This window comes from Simplicispira hankyongi (assembly GCF_003570885.1).
Taxonomy (GTDB): Bacteria; Pseudomonadota; Gammaproteobacteria; order Burkholderiales; family Burkholderiaceae_C; genus Simplicispira; species Simplicispira hankyongi.
Map to the genome: position 1 here is coordinate 1 of NZ_QXJC01000015.1, position 22,972 is coordinate 22,972.

A 22,972-nucleotide genomic window follows, 5' to 3' on the forward strand; every position below is an offset into this window, starting at 1 on the left:
GCATGTGCCCTTTGGCGGCATCAAGCAGTCGGGCCTGGGGCGCGAGGGCTCGCACCACGGCATGGACGACTATGTGGAGATCAAGTACCTGTGCCTGGGGGATATCCAGCAGTAGGGCCAGCGGGCGACTATCAGCAGAAAACTACTGTTTTGATAGCTGCTTGCGCTTGGTGGGTAAGCGCTGAAGGCCTATTTGGCTTGAAATTTCGGTACGTATTCAAGACATTGGGCGCAGATAGGGTGCACCTGTGCCGCGCTCTATAATCGACGCCTTCGCGGGTGTAGTTCAATGGTAGAACGGCAGCTTCCCAAGCTTCATACGAGGGTTCGATTCCCTTCACCCGCTCCAGATCTGCGTTTCAAATTGGCCCGAAACCCGCATGCTACCTAGGCATGCGGGTTTTTCTTTGTTCGCGAAAAACGTATCCCTTGCTGAGTGGTTCAATCCAAGCAAGGGGAGCGCAAATGACGAAGATGAAGAGCCGCGCGGCGAGGGCGAGGTACACGCTGGAATTCAAACTCGAAGCCGTGACGATGACCAGTGCATCGAACTGCTGGCGTTGCAGAGCAAGGTTTGCGCCACCGGCCATGGGCCTTCCCAGCTTGCGACGCTCATGCAGGTAGGGGTAATTACTATGGTGGAAAAGTTGAGTAACGCTAGAGAATAGGCCTGTCGAGAAATCGTCACCACTCATTCAACGCCGACTGCCAGTGCTGCCAGTTAGGTGTTGGGCAAAAAAGCCCGAATCGGAATAGCTCCGGTTCGGGCTTTTTCGTTTTTAGTCTCTTAGTTTTGTCTCGGGCCGGCTAAACACATGGCCTGGCTGGCGGAGCGCTGCCTGAAGCAGATTCAGATGGGATGTGGGGGTTGCTTGTCGGGGATCTTCTGTGACCGAGACAGAGTTTTCACAGGTGGATCGCAAGTCGTCATTTCCGTAAATACAACTGTTAGGAGCTTGACCATGACTGAACTGAATCGCCGGGACATTATCAAGACCGGAGGATCTATGCTGATCCTTGGTGCCGCCGGAGGAATGCCCGCCCTCGCTCTGGCACAAGAGACCGTGAAACTGGGTCTTTTGCACTCCCTTTCGGGCACCATTGCCATCGCCGAGGCCTCCTTGGTGGACGCGGAGAAGCTGGCTATTGAAGAGATCAACGCGACCGGCGGGGTAATGGGACGCAAGATAGAAGCGGTGGTCGAAGATGGCGCGAGCGAGAACTCGGTATTCGCCGAAAAGGCTCGCAAGCTGCTTGAGCTCGACAAGGTAGCCGCGATTGTGGGCTGCTACACCTCCGCATCAAGAAAGGCAATCTTGCCGGCGCTCGGACGTAGCAACGGTTTGCTTTACTACCCAACCTACTATGAAGGACAAGAACAGGACAAGCATGTGTTCTATCCCTCGCAGGAGGCGACTCAGTCAGTGATTGCTGCGGTGGACTGGCTGGCACGAGAAAAGGGAAAAACCTTCTTCTTGGTCGGATCCGATTACATCTACCCACGCACTTGCAACAAGATCGCCAAGCCCACCATCGCAAAAGCTGGTGGAAAGGTGGTTGGCGAGGAGTACGCCCCATTAGGCCACACGGAATTCTCTTCAATCATCAACAAGATCAAGGCGGCCAAGCCCGACTGCATCTACAGCACGGTTGTCGGTGGTTCGAATGTGGCTTTCTATAAACAGTTGCGCGCCGCAGGCCTCGATGGTTCGAAGCAGGTATTGCTGTCGACCGTTGTGTCGGAAAACGAAGTCGAGGGCATCGGCAAGGACAACGCTGCCGGCTACTACGCCTGCATGGGCTATTTCCAAAGCATTAAATCGCCAACGAATGAAAAGTTCGTCAAGGCCTTCAAGGCAAAGTACGGCCAAGATCGCGTAATCGGCGACCCCATGGAGGTCGCTTACAACAGCGTATATCTATGGAAGATGGCTGTTGAAAAGGCCAAATCGTTCGACGTGGACAAGGTCATCGCTGCATCGGGCGGTATCGAGTTGGAGGCCCCTGAAGGCACAGTGAGGATTCACGCCACGAACCACCATGTCTGGAAGAAGGTACGTATTGGTCGTGCACGCCCCGACGGTCAGTTTGACATCGTGTGGGAAGCCCCTGCATTGATTGAGCCCAATCCCTTCCCCAAGATCTGAATCTGAGGAACTAGATACTTTGACCGAGCGCCAACAAGCATTCGGTCAATCCAACGATTCAGGAGCGGCGCAATGAGTTTTGATATTGCAGTAATGCAGTTGTTCAATGGGGTGAGCTTGTTCAGCATCCTGTTGTTGATGGCGATCGGGTTGGCCATCGTATTTGGTCTCATGGGTGTTATCAACATGGCTCACGGCGAGTTGATGGCGCTTGGCGCCTATATGACCTACGTGGCGGCGCTTGGCTTCGAGCGCTGGGCGCCTAACTGGATGGATGTGTATTTGTTCGCAGCCATTCCATTCGCGTTTCTAGTGACATTCGTTTTCGGGTACGCACTCGAACGCGGCTTCATCCGCTTTTTCTATAACCGGCCGCTGGATACCTTGCTAGCCACTTGGGGGCTAAGCCTCATCATGCAACAGACATACCGCACCGTGTTTGGAGCACAGGAAGTCAGTGTGCCGCTACCCAGTTGGTTGGCTGGGGCCTGGGAGCCGGCGGTCGGCATACAACTACCTATTACGCGCATTTTCATTGTCGGCCTGACTATCGCGGTCGCCGTGGCCGTCTACTTGTTGTTGTATCGGACACGGTGGGGCATAAAAGTGCGCGCGGTAACGCAGAACCGGGCGATTGCAGGCGCTACTGGCATCAACACCCACCGCGTAGATGCGCTGACGTTCGCGCTCGGTTCCGGTCTTGCAGGCATTGCCGGTTGCGTCTTCACCATGATCGGTTCCACTAACCCTGGAACTGGCCAACTCTACATTGTCGACTCCTTCATTGTGGTGGTTTTCGGGGGGGTGCAGAGCCTCGCGGGGACTGCGCTTTCAGCCTTCGCAATTGCTCAGACTCAGAGTTGGCTCGAGTTTCTGCTGAGCGGTTCAATGGCCAAAGCGACCATTTTGCTGCTAGTGATCCTAGTCCTTTACTTCCGACCAAACGGCCTATTTGCATTGCGCACTCGGAGTTGATCTATGCAAGACCACAAACACAAGCGCAGCGTCATTTTCAGCATGGTTCTGATCGCGCTATTAGTCGTTGTCTTACCGTTCGCCCTTGACGCCTTCCGACTCAACTTAATCGGGAAGTATCTGGCCTTCGCCTTCGTGGCCATCGGCATCGTATTGACTTGGGGTTATGGAGGCATCTTGAGCCTAGGCCAGGGGGTGTTCTTCGGTCTTGGCGGTTACATGATGGCGATGTTTCTAAAGCTCGAAGCTTCGGCGCCCGAGTTGCCTGACTTCATGGTCTGGAGCAGTGTCGAGCATCTACCCACCTGGTGGATTCCGTTTAAGTCTTTGGGTCTCACGGTCCTAGGCATTCTCGTGATACCCGCAGCCCTCGCCTACTTGTTCTCGTACGCCATCTTTCGTCGCAGGGTTAGCGGTGTGTACTTTGCCATCGTGACACTGTCCCTAGCGCTCACTCTGACAGTTTTAATGGTCGGACAGCAAGGTGATACCGGTGGCGCCAACGGCATCACAGATTTCCGAACGTTGTTGGGAATGGATATTACCTCCAACCATTCGTTGCGCATCCTTTATTTCATCGAGGTGGCAATCCTCTCGGTCGTGATGATGCTTTCTCTGGGGGTAGTGCGCAGCCGCTTTGGCAAGATTTTGATTGCGATTCGAGACCGAGAGGATCGAGTGCGCTTCAGTGGCTACAACACTGCGCATATGAAGGCATTCGTATTTGCATGCGGAGCCGTTCTCGCGTCAATTGGTGGGGCTTTTTTTACTCTTCAAGTGGGTTTGATTGCTCCGAGCGTCATTGGAGTTGTCGCCTCGGTAGAGATGGTGATTTATGCAGCTGTTGGAGGGCGCCTCTCGGTGCCTGGCGCGGTTGTTGGGGCTTTAGTTATTGGGTTTCTTAAATCCTACCTGTCGGAGGCATTTCCCGAAGGTTGGCTCTATTTTCTAGGTGCTGTCTTCATTCTCGTAGTGTGGGTGATGCCTAACGGATTGGCAGGTCTTCTGGACCAATGGTCAGATCGACCTCGAAGAAAGGTTGCGTGATGGATGCAATCCTTACCTTTCCACGAGTGACTCATACAGGTGCAGATTCCATGTCTTTAACTGCTTCCCACACCAGTGAAAAAGTTCTCAGTGTCGAGGCACTCACGGTCTCATTCGATGGATTCAGAGCTGTAGATTCGCTCAGCCTTTCCGTTGATCGCAATGAGCTGCGCGTGATCATCGGTCCGAATGGGGCAGGCAAGACCACGCTTCTGGACATGATTTGTGGAAAAACAAAGCCGACTTCCGGGTGCGTTATCTTTAATGGCATTGATATCACTCGCCTGACTGAACATCAGATTGTCCGTTCTGGTGTAGGGCGAAAATTCCAGACACCCTCGGTGTACGAGGATCTGACGGTGTTTGAGAACCTCGAGATCTCACTGCCTCGTACACATGGCGTCTTTCAGTCGCTGACGTTCCGACGCTCCCCCGAGGTTGTGGACCGCATCCACGCAATGGCAGAGCAGATCTTTCTCATTGATTGCATACAGGACCGCGCGGGTCAACTCAGCCACGGACAAAAACAGTGGTTGGAAATTGGGATGCTGCTGATGCAGGAATCCTCCCTGCTGCTGCTCGACGAACCAGTGGCTGGTATGAGTCCGCGAGAACGCGAGCAGACGGGTGAGTTATTAAGCCGCATCGCAGTGGGAAAGTCCGTGATAGTGATTGAGCACGATATGGATTTTGTACGGCGAATTGCCCACAAGGTTACGGTACTGCATCAGGGGCGCCTCCTGAGTGAAGGCAGCGCGGACGAGGTCAAGCAGGATCCACGCGTTATCGACGTTTATCTTGGCCATTGAGGAGAGCATTCATGCTGGAAATTTCCCACCTCAATGTCGCATACGGCGAGTCGCAAGTAATCCATGACGTTTCGTTCAATGTAGGCCAGCGCGAGTCCGTGGCCATCATGGGGCGCAATGGAATGGGCAAGACCACATTGCTCAAGTCGTTGATCGGCCTGCTGTCGGCTCGCGCAGGCGCGATTCGTCTTGGCGACATAGATCTGGTCGGCCAACCAAGTTACCGCCGAGTGCAACGGGGCTTGGCCTTCGTGCCTCAAGGGCGCATGGTCTTTCCTTTTCTCACAGTCGAGCAGAACATCCTTTGTGGCGCCGAACATTCTGGGTACCGCCAAGTACCCGAATACATCTATCAGTTTTTTCCTGTCCTAAAAGAGATGAAGCACCGCAAGGGCGGCAATCTCTCGGGCGGCCAACAGCAGATGCTAGCCATCGCGCGGGCACTGGTATCTGACCCCAAAGTTCTGATCCTCGATGAACCCACCGAAGGTATCCAGCCTTCGATCATCAAAGAGATTGCCCAAACCCTAAACGTGCTACGCCATGAGCGTGGCTTTGCCGTAGTGGTGTCAGAGCAGGTACTGAGCTTTGCCCTGGATCTAGCAGACCGGTTTCTGGTCATCGATCGGGGGCGGATCGTGCACGAGGAAATGCGTGCTCAATTGAATCAGGAAAAAGTCAAGTCATTCCTGACCGTTTAACCCCAACCTCTCCAAGGAGATTCTTATGAGACATGGTGACATTTCCAGCAGCAACGACTGCGTCGGCGTTGCAGTCGTGAACTACAAAATGCCGCGCCTGCACACCACAGCAGAGGTCCTTGCGAACGCGCGCGCTATCGGTGAGATGCTCGTCGGCATGAAAAGAGGCCTGCCAGGCATGGACCTCGTCATCTTCCCCGAGTACTCGACACATGGAATCATGTACGACTCGAAAGAGATGTATGAGACTGCATCGACAGTGCCAGGTGCGGAGACTGAGATATTTGCTGAGGCCTGCCGCAAGGCCAATATTTGGGGCGTGTTCTCACTCACCGGCGAACGCCACGAGGAGCACCCCAACAAGGCGCCGTATAACACCCTCATCCTGATGAACAACAAGGGCGAGATTGTTCAAAAGTACCGGAAGATCATGCCCTGGGTGCCGATCGAGGGCTGGTACCCGGGCGACTGCACCTACGTCTCAGACGGCCCCAAGGGCATGAAGATCAGCTTGATCATCTGCGACGACGGCAACTACCCCGAAATCTGGCGTGACTGCGCAATGCGCGGAGCAGAGCTGATCATCCGCTGCCAAGGCTACATGTATCCGGCCAAGGAGCAGCAGATCATGGTATCCAAGACCATGGCGTTCTTGAACAACACCTACGTAGCCGTGGCCAACGCAGCGGGCTTCGACGGGGTGTACTCGTACTTTGGTCACTCGTCTGTGATTGGATTCGACGGCCGCACGCTGGGTGAATGTGGCGAAGAGGCGATGGGTATCCAGTACGCCGAACTCTCCACGAGCCTGATCCGAGATGCGCGAAAGAATGGTCAATCGCAGAACCATCTTTTCAAACTCGTGCATCGTGGCTATACCGGTTTGATCAATTCTGGTGACGGTGATAAGGGCGTCGCAGCGTGCCCATACAACTTCTATTCGAATTGGGTGAATGACCCTGAAGGAACGCGGGAAAAGGTGGAGTCGTTCACACGCTCCACCGTGGGTACAGAGGAATGTCCGATTGACGGCATTCCAAACGCGACCACAAAGCACCGCTGAACCGACGCGCGTCTTCCCTTTTTTCAGGACCCCGAAAATGTCTTTTCCATTGGACGATTACCTCATCCGAACTGAACCGTTCTACCAAGCCTCAGGGCCTGAGATCGATTGTTACGAGCGCGCCTATGCGCATCGGATGCCGCTGATGCTGAAGGGGCCGACTGGCTGCGGGAAGACGCGCTTCGTGGAATACATGGCCTGGAAGCTCAAACGCCCTTTGGTGACACTTGCCTGCAACGAGGACATGACGGCATCCGACCTGATCGGACGTTACTTGCTTGATGCCGACGGCACTGCTTGGCACGACGGACCAATGACGTTGGCGGTACGTCACGGTGCAATCTGCTATCTCGATGAGGTAGTGGAAGCTCGCCAAGACACCACCGTGGTCATTCATCCGCTGACCGACGCACGACGCATGCTGCCGTTGGATAAGAAGGGCGAGGTCGTTCAAGCGCACCCCGACTTCCAGTTGGTGGTGTCTTACAACCCTGGATACCAGAGCAGCAGCAAAGATATGAAGCCGTCTACGCGGCAGCGGTTTGCATCGCTGGAGTTCAACTATCCGTCCGAGGAGAAGGAGGTCGGCATCGTGGCCCATGAGTCGGGTGTTCCTGTGGCCCTCGCGCGGCAGTTAGTAGCTATTGCGCACTGCACCCGTGCCCTGAAGCAAAAGGGGTTAGATGAAGGCGTTTCGACTCGAATGCTCATTTACGCCGGCGTGCTCATCCGCGACGGCATGTCTGCTGTTGAGAGTTCCGAGATGACCATGATCCGTCCTCTCACCGACGATCCCGATATGGCAACTGCCATCCGCAGTTTCGTCCTCGCCCAGTTTGGATGAACGCTATTCCCTACATCCGACCCGAGCTGGCTGGTGTCGAGCCCTTGCAGGCGCTATTGCCTGCCCTCGGCCTGCTAGCCTGCGGCTTGAGCCAAGACCAGATAGTGGTGGAGGACAACGACCGCGCCGAACGAGCTCGCCGCGCTGTACTGACGTCGACTCACCTATTGCTGACGAGTCGGCAGATACTTGCGGGTCAGGAGTCTCCCGAGCGGCTGTACCGCCTGTTTCGTGCTTCGGTTGCACACGCCGTGGCGCATAGACGCTATTCGCGGCCCGCGTTGACCACCAACACCCTTAAGCCCTTGGGAGTGGCGGTAGTTTCGGCAATCGAGGATGCTCGTGTCGAGCGCCTCTTGATGCGCCGTTACCCTGGGGTTCGTCGCTGGTTCCTTGAGCAATTGGCGCCACAACCAACTTCAGGTGATTTCAGTTTTGAATCGCTAATCGCACGAATGGACCGTGCCTTGCTTGACCCAACCTATCAGGACGACAACTATTGGGTAAATAAGGCCAAGCGGCTGTTCGACGAAGCCATGGATGCCCATGGCCTGGAGGCTTATGACGAGTTCCGGGCCGTTGCTTCTATTTTGGCAAATGACCTAGGCCAGATGCGCATTCGGTTCGACCCTCAGCACTATGTGGTGCCCTCGCGGTACCGGGATGACAACAGTTATCTATGGCACTTTCCTGAGCAGAACCAGGCCCCTGAGGAGGCCATGGCGCTGCCAGAGTCGTTCGCTTCTCGCAAAACCGCGATCAGCAATAGCCCGGGAGACGCACAGCAAGAAGAATGCGAGGAATTAGAGCTTGGCCGCTTTGCATACCCTGAGTGGCACCACCAGCTCGACCTCTGGCGCAGCAACTGGTGCACTGTGGTCGAGAAGCTCCCCGGATGGTCGGTCAGCGGCCCTGGCTTGGCGAGTGCGTTTGCTTCTCAGTCGCTCAACCCGTTGGCGCTTCGCAGTGTGCTCCGCCTTAGTCGTAGGCACCGTCTACGACGGCAATGGGAAGGCGATGATATTGACCTTAACGCTGCTATTGAAGTCCTTGTGGATCGACGGTTGAGTTTGCAACCTGAAGCTCGGCTGTTCATGCGGCCGGGGCGGGAAACTGGAGCTTCAAGCATCTTGTTGCTACTCGATCTTTCTGAATCGACCAATGAGCAGGTTGGGACATCAGGTCAGACGCTATTGGACATTGAGAAACAAGCCGCCTTTCTGCTCGCTGACGCCACGATGAGCACCGAGGATCGCATCGCCATACATGGCTTTAGCTCCAACACCCGGGCCGAAGTCGACTACCACCGAATCCTTGAGTTCGGCTCCCCGCTGCAAGGACTTGCTAGGGCACGGCTTGCGTCGGTACCAGCCCGTCATTCCACCCGTATCGGCGCTGCACTGCGGCATGCCACGGCAATAATGAAGAGTGAGGCTGGCAACCACCGCGCGATTCTTCTCATCACCGATGGCGAGCCAGCTGATGTTGATATATTCGACCCACTTTACTTGATCGAAGATGCGCGAGTGGCGGTGCATCAAGCCCGGCAAGCCGGTGTGCGCGTCTTCTGTATTGCCGTCGACTCGAACGCGGACCACTATGTCCGACGAATATTTGGCTGGCGAGACTACTGTGTAACCGAGAATGCTTCGGCCCTCCCAGTGCACTTGGAGCGCGCTTATGGGAGGCTGATCAGCAATTGATGGGCCAAAGGACACCCGCTGGTGATGCTTGCCATTAAGCGGAACGAATCGGGAAAATGTGTATCGAATTTTTGGCGAGAATGCAGAGCCAGCATGACTGAAAGTGAGAAAAACCCCAAATGACTAACAAAGACCCGGTCCGCGTCGGCATACTGTTTTCCGCGACCGGTGTGACGTCCACAATTGGAATGTCGCAACTTCATGGCGCCCTGCTTGCCGTCGACGAGATAAATGATGCGGGAGGTATAAATGGCCGGGAACTGCAACCGGTGCATTACGATCCAAAATCCAACCCTTCTCTATATGCCGAACTGACTGAGCGTCTAATACATCGCGACGGTGTGAACGTCATTTTTGGCTGCTACATGTCCAGCAGTCGCAAGGCTGTGATTCCCATCATCGAAAAATGGAATAAACTGCTGTTCTATCCAACGTTGTACGAGGGGTTCGAATACTCAAGCAACGTAATTTATACCGGTGCCGCTCCGAATCAGAACAGCGTCCAGTTGGCCGAGTTCATCACCTCTAATTTCGGCCCTCGCGCATACCTCATCGGCTCTGATTACATCTACCCTTATGAGTCGAACCGTATCATGGGTGAACTGGTGTTGCAGCGTCAGGGCAGTGAAAAACTGGCTGAACGCTATGTGCCGCTGGATGCGAAAGAGCGAGATTTTTCCGAGATAATGGCAGACGTTCACAACAAGCGACCGGATTTCATCTTCTCTACAGTGGTAGGAGATTCTACTGCAGCCCTATATCGGGCCTATGCTGACGCTGGCTTTGACCCAAAAACAATGCCCATTTCCAGTCTGACAACCTCAGAGGCGGAAATTTCACAGATGGAGCGGGGGCTGGCAACCGGTCACTACACCTCCGCACCGTATTTCCAGTCGATCGAGTCTGAGGCCAACCGCCGTTGCCTGACCAATTTACGCCGACGATTTGGCGGTTCTAGCGTGCCCAACTTATGCTGGGAAGCTTCATACTTCCAGATGCATATTTTTGCAAACGCCATGCGACAGGCGGGCGAAGATGAGATTTCTGTATTAATGCCGTACATCCTCGGTAGTGAGTTTGATGCACCCCAAGGGCGGGTAAAGATTGATTCAATGAGCCACCACACGTATCTCTATCCACGGATTGGGCGAGTGAATGCCGATGGTCAGTTTACTATCGTACGTCAGGCTCGCCGGTCGGTATGCCCTGATCCGTATCTCGTTACCCACTCGCTTGGTGACTGGGCCGCGAAACTTGACACGCTGGCGGACTAATGAGCGATCGAGCGCAACACAACTCTGCACTCCGGGCAACCCCGCAGCAGTTGAAAGAGTTGCGAACGTTGAATGTTGCAGTAATCCATCCGGACGATGCCGATGGCCGCCAGCTCACGCAGCAACTTCAACGTATCGGCTGTAGGGTTCAAGCCTTTTGGCCGCCAGTTGAGGCGATATCTAAAGATATTGATGTGGCTTTTGTCGCTGTTCGACCCGATGTATTGGGTCACAACATGGAATGGGCTCATTGTGAAGATGCCCCGACCGTAATTGCAGTTGTGAATTACGAAAATCCAACTATCGTTGAGTTCGTCCTGGGCTTGGGCGCAAAGGCCGTGCTACCGTCACCAGTCCGCTCATTCGGCTTACTCTCCACCTTGGTTTTGGCGCGCGAGTCCCACAAGGAAAATAAATCTTTGCATAGACGTTTGCGAAAGGTGGAGGTCAAGTTGCTGGGCGTCCGACACATCACAGACGCGAAAGCAATATTGATGAAGGCACACAATTTATCCGAAACTGAAGCCTATGAGCTCATTCGCGAACGGGCGATGAGCACCCGAAGCACCTCGGAAGAGGTTGCCAAAGCCATCGTCGAGGCGCACGAACTGCTGTCGATAGGTGGCCAGCGCTGAGCTGCATGGCTTGGCCAGCATGGCCCTCTGCGCGCTGCTGGGTTGGAACCACGCTGCCTCGGCGCAGCCCACGGACAGCAAGCCCGTGGTGGCGGTTCTCCAGCCAAGCCCCGTCCCATTTTCTGAATCCTTGCTGCGCAGCCTCAAGCTGCCCGCAGGCTTTGAAATTTCCGTCTTTGCCCAGGGCCTGGGGAATGTGCGCTGGATGCAAGTGGCCGCCAATGGCGACGTCTACGCCAGCCTGCGCGCCCAGGGCGAGGTGGTGCTGCTGCGCGACACCGATGGCGACGGTGTGGCCGACGTTCGAAAGACTGTGGCCCGCATCGCGCGCGTGCACGGCCTGCTGCTGCACGCCGGCAAGCTGTACATGGTGTCAGACCGGGCGCTAGACGTGGCCGACGTGCAGAGCGACGGCACCCTGTCGGCGCCGCTACGGCTATTCGACGATCTTCCCCCCGGCGGCAACCACCCACGCCGCACGCTGGGCATGGGGCCGGACGGCTGGCTGTACCTGAGCGTGGGCTCGACCTGCAACAACTGCGCCGAGGCCAACCCCGAGAACGCCACGCTGCTGCGCCTGCGGCCCGACGGCAGCCAGCGCGAAATCTTCGCCCGTGGCCTGCGCAACACCATGGGTTTTGCCTGGCAGCCGGTGACGGGGCGGCTCTACGGCTTTGACAACGGCTCGGACATGCGCGGCGACGACCAGCCGCCCGAAGAGCTCAACGCCATCGTGCAGGGCAAGCACTACGGCTGGCCGTGGTGCCTGGGCGCACGGGTACCCGACCCAGTGCAGACGCAAGACCCGCCGGGCACCAGCAAGCAGGCGTTTTGCCCAAGCACGCAAGCGCCGGCCGCCACCACCACCGCCCATTCGGCGCCGATTGGCTTCGCCTTCTACACCGGCACGCAGTTTCCCAAGGCCTACCAGGGCGACGGCTTTGTCGCCCTGCGCGGTTCCTGGAACCGCTCGAAACCCAGCGGCTACCGCGTGTTGCGCGTGCGCTTCGGCGCCGACGGCAAGCCGATGGGCATGGAAGACTTTGTCACAGGCTGGCTGCTGGACACGCAGCCGCCCTCGCAGTTCGGGCGCGTCGCCGGGCTTGCCGTGGCGCAGGACGGCTCGCTGCTGATTGCAGAAGACCAGAACGGCGTGATTTACCGCGTGCGCTACACCGGCCGCTGAGCGCATCACCACGTTCCGTCCACGTTCCGGCCACGTTTCGCCTGCTTGACAGCGTATGAAAAGCTGCGCGAGTACCATGTTGGCATGAGCCGACATCTGACCATCCTCACCGGCGCTTCGCGTGGCATGGGCCTCGCGATGGCGCAACGACTTATCCAGCCCACCGACACGCTGCTGTGCATCTCGCGTGGCGAAGCGCCTGCTTTGCAGGACGCTGCCGATGCGGCAGGCTGCACGCTGCTGCAATGGCAGCACGACCTGTCGGACGGCGCGGGCGCCGCTGCGCGGCTGCGCCAGTGGCTGTCGCGCAAGTCGCTCGACGATTTTGGCAGCGCCACGCTGATCAACAACGCCGGCGTGCTGCCGCGCATTGCGCCACTGTCGGAGAGCGATGCCGGCGAGCTGAGCAAGGCGCTGCGCGTCGGGCTCGAAGCGCCCATGCTGCTCACCAGCGCCTTCCTCGGCGAGACCGAGCATTGGCTGGTGCCGCGCAAGGTGCTGAATATCTCTTCGGGGCTGGGGCGGCGCGCCATGGCGTCGCAGGCGGCGTACTGCGCGGCCAAGGCGGGCATGGACCACTTCACGCGCTGTGCGGCGCTGGACGAAGCGCAAAAGGCGCACGGCGCCAAGCTGTGCTCGCTGGCGCCCGGCGTCATCGACACCGACATGCAGGTGCAGTTGCGCAATACCGACCCGGCGCTGTTTCCCGACGTGGGGAACTTCGCTCAGCTGAAAACCGCCGGCAACCTCGCCACCCCCGAGGAAGCGGCCGCCCGCGTGCTGGCGTGGCTTGCGCGCGAGGACTTCGGCCAGCACCCCGTGGCGGATGTGCGCGACGCGTGATCAATCACTACCAATTTCATAGCTGAAGGCGCATACCAGATAAGCGCTAGTGCCTATTTTTACTTAAATTTATTGTCAGGAGCCCACCATGTCCCGTGAAGTCGTCGTCGTCAGCGCAGTGCGCACCGCCATTGGCACCTTTGGCGGCAGCCTGAAGGATGTGCCGCCCACGGAGCTCGGCGCACTGGTCGTGCGCGAATCGCTCGCGCGGGCCAAGGTAGAGGGCAAGGACGTGGGCCACGTCGTGTTCGGCCACGTGGTGAACACCGAACCCAAGGACATGTACCTCTCGCGCGTGGCGGCCATCAACGGCGGCTGCGGCGAAGGCACCCCGGCCTTCAACGTCAACCGCCTGTGCGGCTCGGGTCTGCAGGCCATCGTCAGCGCCAGCCAGGCCATTTTGCTGGGTGACACCGACATCGCCATAGGCGGCGGCGCCGAAAACATGAGCCGGGTGCCCTTTGCCAGCCTGAACATGCGCTGGGGCGCACGCATGGGCGACACCAAGATGGTGGACATGATGATCGGCGCGCTGCACGACCCGTTCCAGAACATCCACATGGGTGTGACGGCCGAGAACATTGCCGCCAAGTGGGGCATCACGCGCGAAGACCAGGACAAGCTGGCCGTCGAGAGCCACAACCGCGCCGAGCGCGCCACGCAGAACGGCGTGTTCAAGGACCAGATCGTCCCGGTCACGCTCAAAAGCCGCAAGGGCGACGTGCAGTACGCCACCGACGAGCATTTCCGCCCCGGCGCCACCATGGAAGACTTGGCCAAACTCAAACCTGTCTTCCTGAAGGAGAACGGCACGGTGACGGCCGGCAACGCCTCGGGCATCAACGACGCCGCCGCTGCCGTGGTGCTGATGGAAGCCGGCACCGCCAAGGCGCGCGGGCTCGCACCGCTGGCACGCCTGGTGGCTTACGCCCATGCGGGCGTGGACCCGAAATACATGGGCATCGGCCCGGTACCGGCGACGCAGCTTGCCCTCAAGCGCGCTGGTCTCACGGTGAAGGACCTGGATGTGATCGAGGCCAACGAGGCCTTTGCCGCCCAGGCCTGCGCTGTCTCGCGCGACCTGGGGCTGGACCCGGCCAAGGTCAACCCCAACGGCTCGGGCATTTCACTCGGCCACCCGATTGGCGCGACGGGCGCGCTGATTACCGTGAAGGCCTTGTACGAACTGCGGCGCATTCAGGGGCGCTACGCACTGGTGACGATGTGCATTGGCGGCGGCCAAGGCATTGCGGCGATCTTCGAGCGCATCTGAGAGCGCCATGCCGGCGCACCCGCCGGCCAGCGCGGCATCCACGAGCGCCCACAGTACCTTGTTTGATGCGCCCAAACTGGACGGTCTCCAGACACGGCTACCAGAGTGCTACCGCGAAGACCCTGGGCGGATAAACCGAACGCCATAGCGTCTTCTTTGCAGGTCTTTACAGCCTCGGACCAGCAAAATCCGATTGCAAATGGACCAACGGCGCCCGAAAGCGCCGCGGTCAGAGGAGTGGCAGCGTCAGCTGCGCACCACCAGCACCGGCACGTGCGCCACGCCGAGTACGCGCTGCGTGACGCTGCCGAGCATGAGTTTTTCGAGGCCACGGCGCCCATGTGACCCCATGACAATCAAGTCGGCACCGGTGTTTTCCAGCGCACGCACGATGCCCTCGTGCACCGCGTGCCCTTCGCCGATCACGGCATCCGCGGTGATCCCCGCTGCCTGCAGGGTGCCTTTGGCGGCGTCGAGCGCCGTGTTGGCCTCTGCGGTGGCCGCACTGAGGTACTGCGATTGCCCATAGGCGAAATCAGCGCCCACGCCAGTGAAGGGATACGGATCGATCACATAGAGTGCCGTCACCTTGCTACCAAAGGCCTTGGCGAGTTCGGCGGCCTTGGAAACCGCCTGCATCGAGGTGGGAGAGCCGTCGACTGGAACCAGAATGTGCTTGAACATGTTGTCCTCCTTGGTTGAATACCTTGCGCTTGATTAAGTGTGCGCGCCGTGTCTGCATCGCACCTTGACCCGCATCATAGGGGACGCGTCACACGCCCGGGCCCTGGAAGCCCATGCGCCGCCACGTCAACACCAGCGTGTCCCGATGCGCACCTTGACACGCCTCTGGATCTGCGGACTGCAAGGGCTGGATGGGCGTGGTTTCATGGATCATGCGGGCGTCGTCCAGCAACAGCACGGACCAGGGCTCGGTCAGCGTGAAGCGCTGGCCCGCAGACGACGCAGCTTCGAAAATGCGCGTCTCGCCCCCCTTGATGGCACCGCGCTCGACCAGGAACACCGCCACCAGATCGACGCCGTCTCGGTGCGCGCCTTCAGGCGTCGGCCTACCGATGCCGTTCTCGGTATCGATACGAAACTGGTGCGCTTCCACGAACCAGCGCTGCGCTGCTTCGCCGGGCGCAAACACGGCGTCGCACAGACCACCCAGCGCGCCGACCAGGGAGCGCCAGGCAGGCTGCGCCAGCACCGCGGGCGCCATAGGGGCAAACCAGCGCTGGATACCGCCGTGCAAGGCGTTGTATTCGACCGGCTGCCAATGCGCACGGTGCGCCACTGGCAGAACGCCCTGGCCCTGCACCTCGAAGCTGGCATGGCGCCGACGCCGGTATTTGCCTCCGTCGAGCAGATAGTCGTCGGGTGGCAGGTCATTCCAGGTGCGCGCCAGCATCTGCAGGGCCTGAGGGGTGGCGCCTGACCACTTGGCCACAGCCGTGGCGTCAAGCAAGGCGTAGCCCTGCTCGCGCAGCCGCATCGGCGCTTGTTCCGGGGGGCAATAGGGTGGTGCGAAAAGTGGCGGTGCGCCGCGCCCTGTAGACGCCTGCGGCGTCTCTTCAACGCAGGTGGGGCTGGGAGAGGTTTCCATTGTCAAATTTTAGGGAAAAATGATCGCTAACGCTTACCCACATTAAATACAAAGCTATTGAAAATGAAGCAATTTATGGCGCAACAAGGGTAGAAATCTGCTGCAGCATCTGGTCGGCCGGCGCGGGCTGCCCAAACAAGAAGCCTTGCCAAAGGCAACAACCAAAGCGCTCAAGCAGGGCCCGTTGCTCTTCGGTCTCCACGCCTTCAGCGATGACCGCCAGGTCCAGGCTGTGCGCCAGCGCGACGATGGTGCGGGCGATGGCGGCATCGTTGGCATTGGTTATCAAATCACGCACAAAGCTCTGATCGATCTTGAGCTGGTCGAGGGGCAGGCGCTTGAGGTAGGACAGGCTGGAGTACCCCGTACCGAAATCGTCAAGCGAGAACCGCACGCCGTGGGTGCGCAGTTCAATCATGCGAGCAATGGCCGCTTCAGCGTCGTCCAGCAGCAGCGACTCTGTCAATTCAAGTTTCAGCCGCGCCGGGTCCGCGCCCGTCTCGCGCAGCACTTCCAGCAGCTCTGCGACGAAATGCACGTGCCTGAACTGCCTTGCACTGACGTTGACCGCAAGTATGAGATGCGCCGTTTCCGCATTCTTCGCCCACGCTGCGAGTTGCATGCAAGCGGTATGCAAGATCCAGGCGCCCAGCGGAACAATAAGGCCGGTCGCCTCGGCAATGCCGATGAAATCGTTCGGGTACACGCGGCCACGGTCAGGGTGTTCCCAGCGCACCAGAGCCTCTGCCCCGACCAGCCTGCCACCCGCCTCCACCTGTGCCTGGTAATGCAGGATGAACTGCTGCTGCACCAACGCACGGCGCATGTCGGCCTCCAGCGCCGTGCGTTCGGCCACTGCCTGTTGAATCCGCGGGTCAAAAAACCGCAGCGTGTTGCGCCCCTGGGCCTTGGCCTCGTACATGGCCAAGTCGCCACGCTGGAGCAGTTCGTCGGGATTGTTGGACGCATCGGCGTACAACGCGATGCCAATACTGCACGACGTATGGTGCGTTCGCTCGCCCAGCGTGAATGCCTGGCCCAGCATGCGCAGCACGGTGCGCGCCACACGCTGTGCCTCGTCGGCTGCCTGCGCGGGGTCGCTATTGAGCCCGTCGAGCAGCAGCACGAATTCGTCGCCCCCCAGGCGGGCCACGGTATCGCTGCGGCGCGCGCATTGCTCCAGACGCTCACCCACCTGGCGCAGCAGATCGTCGCCGATCTCGTGCCCCAAGGTGTCGTTGAGATCCTTGAAATTGTCCAGGTCCACCACAAGAAGCGCGCCGCCCAGACCGCTGCGCCCACTGTTGGTCAGACTGCGCTGCAGGCGGTCTGACATGAGCCTGCGGTTGGGCAACCCCGTCAGGGCGTCGTAATACGCCAAGGTGCGGATTTCTTCTTCAGCCGCCTTGCGCTCGGAAATGTCCATCTGCGTGCTGACGTAGTGCGTGATCTCGCCTGTGGGCGAGCGCACCGCAGCGATGTTGACCCAGGCGGGGTAGTTCTCGCCGGATTTGCGCTTGATCCACATCTCCCCGGCCCACTGCCCGGTCGCGGCCACCGCGCTCCAGACACCTTGGTAGAAGGCCGCGTCATTGCGCCCCGATTGCAGGCACGAGAAATCCTGGCCACGCAATTCACCCTCGGCATAGCCAGTCAGTCGGTACACCGCGCGATTCATCTGAAGAATCCGACGGTCCGGGCCCGTGACCAGCATGCCCTCTTGCGACTCGAAAATGGTCGCCGCAATCCGAAGCGCCTCGTCCGCACGGCGCAGCGCCGTGATATTGGTGGAGTAGCCACACAAGCCCATGACCGCACCCTTGCCATCGAACAGGGGCACTTTGACTGTAAGGTAGGTTTGGAGTTCTTCACCGTCGGGAAGGGTCATGCTCTCTTCCACTTCGATGCGTTCACGGCGATCGAATACCTGCCTATCACTCTGCTGCATGGCTTCGGCCGCTGCAGTTCCGAAAAGGTCCGCATCGGTCTTGCCGATTACTTCGCTGGGGGTGCGGCCCAAGTTCTGTGCCGACTGGCGATTGGCATATTGGTAACGGAAATCAAGGTCTTTGATATAGACCAGCGAACCGGCGTTGTCGAGAATTGCAGCCAGCTTTTGCTCGCTGTTGCGCAGGTGCTGGGTACGCTCCGCCACCTTGCGGCGCAGCACCAGGATATTGAGCAGCAAAATGAGACAAAACAGGCCCAGCCCCAGCAGCCCCCACTGCCCCCATAGCAGATCGGGCAGATCCATTCGCTCCGTGGTGGCACCCGCGCCTTGGGCAATTGCCAGAGGAACTTGCACACCCCCCCACCAGACAAGCACTGCCGCACCACGCAAGCAAGCCTTGCGCATCGAGAGCAAAATCACATTGCGCACCTACGTTGGAATATGCAACCCATGGTAACAATATTCGACCCAGGAGGCGCAGGCGCCAGGGGCGAAGCTGCGGCCCCTTTTTTGCCTGATTTGTTAGCATGATTGCCTGTAATCCACCGCCTTGCTCTCATACGGATTTGCTATCAGAACCCGAACCAGGCGCACACTGCCGAGATTGCGGTTCGCACCGGCGTATGCAAATAGACCCGGTTGCCGCTTTGCATGCAAATTCGTTTCAATGGAATGCCCAACATGCCCTATGAACGCCGTCACTTTGTCCGGGTTGTGTTTGCCGCCCCGGCACAGCTTGCGTGCAACGAGGTGACACTCGAGGTGCGGGTACTGGATCTCTCGCTCAAAGGCGCGCTGATTACCTTGCCCGCCGGGGCCAGTGTGCGCGAGCAAGCACTTTGCACCTTGACCCTGCCTCTCACAAGCGGCAGCGGACACATCGAGATGGAGATGCAGGTCGCCTATGTCGAAGGTGCGCAACTGGGCTTGCTGTGCCTGCATTCGGACATCGACAGCATCACCCACCTGCGCCGTCTCATCGAACTGCAGTTGGGTGACCCCGCGCTGCTTGAACGTGATCTGCGCGAACTGGTTGCAGGGGCCGGCTGAGAACCAGCTTAGAACGATCTCAGGCTCAGCGGTCTGCCGGCTGCTTTTCTGCCTCTTGCAACGCGCGCCACATCACCTTGCCACTGCCGCTCTTGGGCAAGGCGTCGACAAACTGCACCACACGCGGCGCCTTGTACGCTGCCATGTTCTCGTGGCACCAGTCCAGAATCTCTTGTTCGCTGGTGTGCCCGTGCGAAGCGCGCAGCACCACCACGGCTTTGACGCTCTCGCCTCGATAGCTGTCGCGCATACCGATCACACAGGCCTCTTGAATGGCAGGGTGGCGGAACATCAGGGCTTCCACTTCGGCAGGCCATACCTTGAAGCCTGACGCATTGATCATGCGTTTCAAGCGGTCGGTGAGGAAGAAATAGCCATCGGTATCCACATGGCCCAGATCACCGGTACGGAAAAAGCGCTTGCCTTCGAATTCGATAAACGCGGCAGCCGTCGCCTCTGGACGCTGCCAGTACCCCTCAAATACTTCCGGCCCATGGACGATGATTTCGCCTTGCTCGCCCACCGCAAGCTCTTGCAGGGTATCGGGATCAATCACCCGGGCGTCGGTGCTCATGAACGGAATGCCAAGACACTGCTGCTTGGGCGCATCTACCGGATTGGAATGCGAGGGCGCCGCCGTCTCGGTCAAGCCATAGCCCTCGGCGTAACGAAGACCGTACTGGTCAAACAAGCGCTGGGCAACCGCCTGCGGCATCGCAGCCCCGCCGCCGCCGATGTATACCAAACTGGAGAGGTCGTAGCTTGCAAAATTCGGGCTTCCCAGCAGATCGATGATCATGGTGGGCACATTGGTCCAGTTGGTGACCTTGTAGCGCGAGATCATCCGGCCCGCAAGATCGCGGTCCCAGCGCGGCATGAGCACCAGCGTGCCACCGCAGTACACGGTGGTATGCATCACGCTGACCATGCCGGTGATGTGAAACATGGGCACCGCTGCAAGCGCGACATTCTCAGAGGAACCATTGCCCCACAGCGCGCTCGCCACGGCGTTGTGCATGAGGCTGCGGTGCAGATGCATGCAGCCTTTGGGCAAACCGGTGGTCCCACTGGTGTAGGGCAAAACGGCCAAGTCGCTGCTACCCACCACATGGGCGGGAACAGGGGCGGTGCACGCGAGCGCATCGCTCCAGCGGTGCACCTGGCCATCGGCCAGACTTGGCATCGCATGTTCAGTGGTAAGCCATTGGCGCCAGGCTGCTGGTGGTGCATCGCCCTCGGCAACTGCAGGGTCGAACGCATCCATGAAACGCGCCACCACCAGGTGCTGCAACCCCTCGCCTTCAGGCAGGCTGTTGCTGGCAAGCGCAAGCTCTGCCGCCAAATCAGCCGTAGTGAAGGCAAACTTCGCCTGCGGGTCGGTGATGTAATGCTTGAGCTCTTCCGCCCGGTTCATCGGATTAACCGGTACAACAACCGCGTTGGCCCGCAGAATGGCGAAATGCGCCATCACCCATTGGGGGCAGTTTTGCATGCACAGCAGCACGCGATCGCCGCGCTGGATCCCCAAAGCACAAAGGTGCGCCGCAAGACGCTCTGCGCCCTCAGCAAGCTGGCGATAACTTATCTCGGAACCGAAGAACACCAGCGCAGTTTTGTCCGGATAGCGGTGCGCGTTGACTGACAAGTTGTCCCAAAGGGAGGTGGCCGGTACCGAAATAGCTTTGGGAAGCCGGCGGGGCCAGAAGGCATAGTGCGAACGCATGGTCAGATTCCTTTTGACCGAAGTCTAGTGGTGCATCCGCGGTTGCTCTCGCGGGTTTGCCCGGAATGGCTGTCACATACGGGTCAGGCGAACGCACGGGCATTGAGTGCGAGTGAACCGCCCCGAATTTGAACTGTGCTGGTCTAATTTCCCCGGACACCGCAATAGGTGCAACCCACCTGGACGAGGGATATGAGCAAGAGAGAACGAAGGACATTCAACGCGGAGTTCAAGCTGCAGGTCGTGCAGAGGATTCGTGTGCAGGGCTTGAGCGTCGGCGATGTCTGCCGCGACATGAAGCTTGGTGAGACGGCCGTTCGGCGATGGCTAGCCCAGGCCGATGAAGGTCGCCCCGGTATCGGCAAGCCACTCACCGCTGAGCAGCAACGCATCCGCCAGCTTGAAGCCGAGAACAAGCAACTGCGCGGCGACGTCGATATCTTAAAAAAGCATCGGCCTTCTTTGCCCGCGAGCTTCGATGAGCTACCAGCTCGTTGAGCAACTGCACAAGAAGGCCGTTCCTGTCGGGCGCCTATATCGCGTGCTGGGCGTCAGCCGCTCGGGCTAGTACGGCTCCCGTCAGTGCGCCAAGCTTGCGCCCAAGGCTTGCCTGGTCAGCACGCAGCTGAAGGCCGAGTTTGCCGCCAGCGGCAAGGTCTATGGCAGCCGTCGCCTGAGCGCGGTGCTGTGCACTCAGGGCCTGCGCATCGGGCGCCACCGCGTGCGCCGTTTGATGCGAGAGTACGGGTTACGCGCGCTGTGGCGACGCAAGTTTGTACACACCACGGACAGTGGCCACGCGCTGCCGGTCTCGACCAATGTGCTGGCGCGGCGCTTCAACCCGAGCGGCCCCAACCAAGCCTGGGTGAGCGACATCACCTACATCCGCACGCGCAGCGGCTGACTGTACTTGGCCGTGGTGTTGGACCTGTACGCCCGCAAGGTCGTGGGCTGGGCGATGGCGCCGACCATGCACGCCGAGTTGGTGTGCGCGGCGCTGCAACTGGCCATCGCGCAACGCCAATCGACACCGGGGCTGATTGTTCACTCCGACAGGGGCAGCCAGTACGCCAGCGCACTGCATCAGGCGCTGCTGGCCCGCCACAGCTTGGTCGGTAGCATGAGCCGCAAGGGCAACTGCTGGGACAACGCGGCGATTGAAAGCTTCTTCGGTACCCTGAAAGCCGAGTACTACCATCTCGAAAAGCCCGATAGCATTGATACGCTCGAAGCGGGCGTGCATGATTACGTCCACTACTACAACCACGAGCGCATCAAGCTCAGATTGAACGGGCTCAGCCCGGTGGAATACCGATTGAGAAGCACCGCCTAATCGGCGGAATCGTGACCGTCCAACTTCTGGGGGTCAGTTCAAAACCGGGGCGATTCAGCATCGAAGGTGTGCTGCAGGTAGAGCAGACCTGCAATCAGGCGCGGTAGTAGTGCGGGCCGCCCGAGTTCGACACTTCCGAACCAAAGAGCGACGGGTAGGTCAATCAAATCAAGCACTTGGGTGTCAAATATGAAAAATTCTGTAGTGGCACGTTCATAGGCTTTAGTACCAAATTGCTATTGCAGTATTTGTGATTTAAAGTAGTGGCGTGTTTATCAAAATCACCCACTCCGGACCGCGCCGCTATGTGCAGCTTGTCGAGGCCTATCGCGACGACACCGGCCGGCCCAGGCAGCCCGTTGCAGGACTCTCCTCGATCAGCCAAGAGCAGACCGACATTCTTGGCGCGCTGACGATCAAAAAACCAAGCTTGAATACCCAATTGACCCTTTTGTAGTGGAGCGTTTTGGATGCACCACTATATGGATCAATGACTTGCGCGGTTAACTGTCGAACTCGGGGGGCCGGCCTCGGCCAGAGGTGAAGGATATGGCGAAGGTGCGTTCGATATCGCTCCAGTCGATCAGGCCCGCCAGGCGCACCAGCAGGTGCTTCAGGTTGATCAGTTCATCCAGGCGGTTGATGAACAGGGCCTCAGTGCGCGGCGAAGAAGGCTTGGGTCCCATCTAAACACCCCTCGAAATTTGCAAGGACCTGGATCACGCCGCGAGCCGGGCGCTGACGCAGACAAGCCGGCAGCAGCGTGTACACGGAAGGGTAGCGCGACGGTTTTTGCGAGCACTCCG

General features: G+C 58.9%; 20 protein-coding genes, 1 tRNA gene and 3 pseudogenes. 18 read left to right on the top strand and 6 right to left on the bottom strand.

All coding sequences use genetic code 11. The features are described 5' to 3' along the window. From D3F03_RS16945 to bktB, 15 genes are all read left to right on the top strand, one after another. On the top strand, positions 1-115 hold a 115-nt coding region (locus D3F03_RS16945; RefSeq protein ID WP_119109919.1), incomplete at its 5' end, for an aldehyde dehydrogenase family protein. Between the two features lie 160 nt (positions 116-275). After that, positions 276-349 (top strand) — tRNA-Gly (locus D3F03_RS16950). Positions 350-962: 613 nt separating this feature from the next. Further along, the gene (gene urtA / locus D3F03_RS16960) at positions 963-2,147 is read left to right on the top strand and encodes an urea ABC transporter substrate-binding protein (protein WP_119110631.1); all 1,185 of its coding nucleotides are present in this window, start codon (positions 963-965) and stop codon (positions 2,145-2,147) included. A gap of 72 nt (positions 2,148-2,219) precedes the next feature. After that, positions 2,220-3,122: an urea ABC transporter permease subunit UrtB gene (gene urtB / locus D3F03_RS16965; protein WP_119110617.1), complete on the top strand. Its 903-nt coding sequence runs from the start codon at positions 2,220-2,222 to the stop codon at positions 3,120-3,122. 3 nt (positions 3,123-3,125) lie between these two features. After that, positions 3,126-4,169, top strand: coding sequence for an urea ABC transporter permease subunit UrtC (gene urtC / locus D3F03_RS16970; RefSeq protein ID WP_119110618.1), 1,044 nt, complete (start codon positions 3,126-3,128; stop codon positions 4,167-4,169). A 50-nt stretch (positions 4,170-4,219) separates the two neighbouring features. Then, positions 4,220-4,978, top strand: a complete 759-nt coding sequence (gene urtD, locus D3F03_RS16975) for an urea ABC transporter ATP-binding protein UrtD (RefSeq protein ID WP_119110619.1) — start codon at positions 4,220-4,222, stop codon at positions 4,976-4,978. Between the two features lie 11 nt (positions 4,979-4,989). Continuing rightward, positions 4,990-5,679 carry an urea ABC transporter ATP-binding subunit UrtE gene (gene urtE, locus D3F03_RS16980; protein WP_119110620.1) on the top strand — a complete coding sequence of 230 codons (690 nt, stop codon included), beginning with the start codon at positions 4,990-4,992 and terminating at the stop codon, positions 5,677-5,679. A 25-nt stretch (positions 5,680-5,704) separates the two neighbouring features. Next, the gene (locus D3F03_RS16985) at positions 5,705-6,742 is read left to right on the top strand and encodes an aliphatic amidase (RefSeq protein WP_119110621.1); all 1,038 of its coding nucleotides are present in this window, start codon (positions 5,705-5,707) and stop codon (positions 6,740-6,742) included. A gap of 37 nt (positions 6,743-6,779) precedes the next feature. Beyond that, a complete protein-coding gene (locus D3F03_RS16990) occupies positions 6,780-7,586 on the top strand; it encodes a CbbQ/NirQ/NorQ/GpvN family protein (RefSeq protein ID WP_119110622.1) in 807 nt (268 codons plus the stop codon). Next, on the top strand, positions 7,583-9,289 hold the full coding sequence (locus D3F03_RS16995; protein WP_119110623.1) for a nitric oxide reductase activation protein NorD: 1,707 nt from the start codon (positions 7,583-7,585) through the stop codon (positions 9,287-9,289). Before D3F03_RS16990 ends, D3F03_RS16995 begins: the two co-directional genes overlap by 4 nt. 119 nt (positions 9,290-9,408) lie before the next feature. Continuing rightward, complete coding sequence (locus tag D3F03_RS17000) at positions 9,409-10,563, top strand: transporter substrate-binding domain-containing protein (protein WP_119110624.1); 1,155 nt, start codon at positions 9,409-9,411, stop codon at positions 10,561-10,563. After that, the gene (locus D3F03_RS17005; protein ID WP_119110625.1) at positions 10,563-11,198 is read left to right on the top strand and encodes an ANTAR domain-containing response regulator; all 636 of its coding nucleotides are present in this window, start codon (positions 10,563-10,565) and stop codon (positions 11,196-11,198) included. Before D3F03_RS17000 ends, D3F03_RS17005 begins: the two co-directional genes overlap by 1 nt. Before the next feature lie 19 nt (positions 11,199-11,217). Then, the gene (locus D3F03_RS17010) at positions 11,218-12,384 is read left to right on the top strand and encodes a PQQ-dependent sugar dehydrogenase (RefSeq protein WP_119110632.1); all 1,167 of its coding nucleotides are present in this window, start codon (positions 11,218-11,220) and stop codon (positions 12,382-12,384) included. Between the two features lie 84 nt (positions 12,385-12,468). Beyond that, complete coding sequence (locus D3F03_RS17015; protein ID WP_119110633.1) at positions 12,469-13,227, top strand: SDR family NAD(P)-dependent oxidoreductase; 759 nt, start codon at positions 12,469-12,471, stop codon at positions 13,225-13,227. 88 nt (positions 13,228-13,315) lie between these two features. Next, entirely contained in the window at positions 13,316-14,500 is a 1,185-nt protein-coding gene (gene bktB, locus D3F03_RS17020; protein WP_119110626.1) for a beta-ketothiolase BktB, read from the top strand. 246 nt (positions 14,501-14,746) lie between these two features. Here bktB and D3F03_RS17025 read toward each other — a convergent pair whose 3' ends face one another. The 3 genes from D3F03_RS17025 to D3F03_RS17035 all read right to left on the bottom strand — a co-directional run bounded on the left by D3F03_RS17025 (position 14,747) and on the right by D3F03_RS17035 (position 18,414). Next, positions 14,747-15,184, bottom strand: a complete 438-nt coding sequence (locus tag D3F03_RS17025) for a universal stress protein (RefSeq protein WP_119110627.1) — start codon at positions 15,182-15,184, stop codon at positions 14,747-14,749. Positions 15,185-15,272: 88 nt separating this feature from the next. Then, positions 15,273-15,998 carry a 2OG-Fe dioxygenase family protein gene (locus D3F03_RS17030; protein ID WP_245960671.1) on the bottom strand — a complete coding sequence of 242 codons (726 nt, stop codon included), beginning with the start codon at positions 15,996-15,998 and terminating at the stop codon, positions 15,273-15,275. A 184-nt stretch (positions 15,999-16,182) separates the two neighbouring features. Next, on the bottom strand, positions 16,183-18,414 hold the full coding sequence (locus tag D3F03_RS17035) for a sensor domain-containing protein (protein ID WP_245960670.1): 2,232 nt from the start codon (positions 18,412-18,414) through the stop codon (positions 16,183-16,185). Positions 18,415-18,741: 327 nt separating this feature from the next. Here D3F03_RS17035 and D3F03_RS17040 point away from each other — a divergent pair, with 327 nt between their 5' ends. Continuing rightward, positions 18,742-19,110: a PilZ domain-containing protein gene (locus tag D3F03_RS17040; protein ID WP_119110635.1), complete on the top strand. Its 369-nt coding sequence runs from the start codon at positions 18,742-18,744 to the stop codon at positions 19,108-19,110. Positions 19,111-19,135: 25 nt separating this feature from the next. Here D3F03_RS17040 and D3F03_RS17045 read toward each other — a convergent pair whose 3' ends face one another. Continuing rightward, the gene (locus tag D3F03_RS17045; RefSeq protein WP_119110629.1) at positions 19,136-20,833 is read right to left on the bottom strand and encodes a long-chain fatty acid--CoA ligase; all 1,698 of its coding nucleotides are present in this window, start codon (positions 20,831-20,833) and stop codon (positions 19,136-19,138) included. 192 nt (positions 20,834-21,025) lie between these two features. Between D3F03_RS17045 and D3F03_RS17050 the strand changes: the two are divergent. Together D3F03_RS17050 and D3F03_RS17055 are read left to right on the top strand one after the other, a co-directional pair. Beyond that, positions 21,026-22,166, top strand: a pseudogene (locus D3F03_RS17050) (IS3 family transposase). A gap of 268 nt (positions 22,167-22,434) precedes the next feature. Then, positions 22,435-22,623, top strand: coding sequence for a hypothetical protein (locus D3F03_RS17055; protein WP_119110630.1), 189 nt, complete (start codon positions 22,435-22,437; stop codon positions 22,621-22,623). 64 nt (positions 22,624-22,687) lie between these two features. Here D3F03_RS17055 and D3F03_RS17060 read toward each other — a convergent pair. Both D3F03_RS17060 and D3F03_RS17460 read right to left on the bottom strand, forming a co-directional pair. Then, positions 22,688-22,852: pseudogene (locus D3F03_RS17060) on the bottom strand (IS5/IS1182 family transposase); the annotation flags it as partial. Positions 22,853-22,880: 28 nt separating this feature from the next. Continuing rightward, positions 22,881-22,972: pseudogene (locus D3F03_RS17460) on the bottom strand (16S rRNA pseudouridine(516) synthase); the annotation flags it as partial.

Bases quoted from the DNA above. Each gene is read 5' to 3' on its own strand.
- urtA (WP_119110631.1), top strand. From the start codon at position 963: ATGACTGAACTGAATCGCCGGGACATTATCAAGACCGGAGGATCTATG.
- urtB (WP_119110617.1), top strand. From the start codon at position 2,220: ATGAGTTTTGATATTGCAGTAATGCAGTTGTTCAATGGGGTGAGCTTG.
- urtC (WP_119110618.1), top strand. From the start codon at position 3,126: ATGCAAGACCACAAACACAAGCGCAGCGTCATTTTCAGCATGGTTCTG.
- urtD (WP_119110619.1), top strand. From the start codon at position 4,220: ATGTCTTTAACTGCTTCCCACACCAGTGAAAAAGTTCTCAGTGTCGAG.
- urtE (WP_119110620.1), top strand. From the start codon at position 4,990: ATGCTGGAAATTTCCCACCTCAATGTCGCATACGGCGAGTCGCAAGTA.
- D3F03_RS16985 (WP_119110621.1), top strand. From the start codon at position 5,705: ATGAGACATGGTGACATTTCCAGCAGCAACGACTGCGTCGGCGTTGCA.
- D3F03_RS16990 (WP_119110622.1), top strand. From the start codon at position 6,780: ATGTCTTTTCCATTGGACGATTACCTCATCCGAACTGAACCGTTCTAC.
- D3F03_RS16995 (WP_119110623.1), top strand. From the start codon at position 7,583: ATGAACGCTATTCCCTACATCCGACCCGAGCTGGCTGGTGTCGAGCCC.
- D3F03_RS17000 (WP_119110624.1), top strand. From the start codon at position 9,409: ATGACTAACAAAGACCCGGTCCGCGTCGGCATACTGTTTTCCGCGACC.
- D3F03_RS17005 (WP_119110625.1), top strand. From the start codon at position 10,563: ATGAGCGATCGAGCGCAACACAACTCTGCACTCCGGGCAACCCCGCAG.
- D3F03_RS17010 (WP_119110632.1), top strand. From the start codon at position 11,218: ATGGCCCTCTGCGCGCTGCTGGGTTGGAACCACGCTGCCTCGGCGCAG.
- D3F03_RS17015 (WP_119110633.1), top strand. From the start codon at position 12,469: ATGAGCCGACATCTGACCATCCTCACCGGCGCTTCGCGTGGCATGGGC.
- bktB (WP_119110626.1), top strand. From the start codon at position 13,316: ATGTCCCGTGAAGTCGTCGTCGTCAGCGCAGTGCGCACCGCCATTGGC.
- D3F03_RS17025 (WP_119110627.1), bottom strand. From the start codon at position 15,184: ATGTTCAAGCACATTCTGGTTCCAGTCGACGGCTCTCCCACCTCGATG.
- D3F03_RS17030 (WP_245960671.1), bottom strand. From the start codon at position 15,998: ATGCGGCTGCGCGAGCAGGGCTACGCCTTGCTTGACGCCACGGCTGTG.
- D3F03_RS17040 (WP_119110635.1), top strand. From the start codon at position 18,742: ATGCCCTATGAACGCCGTCACTTTGTCCGGGTTGTGTTTGCCGCCCCG.
- D3F03_RS17045 (WP_119110629.1), bottom strand. From the start codon at position 20,833: ATGCGTTCGCACTATGCCTTCTGGCCCCGCCGGCTTCCCAAAGCTATT.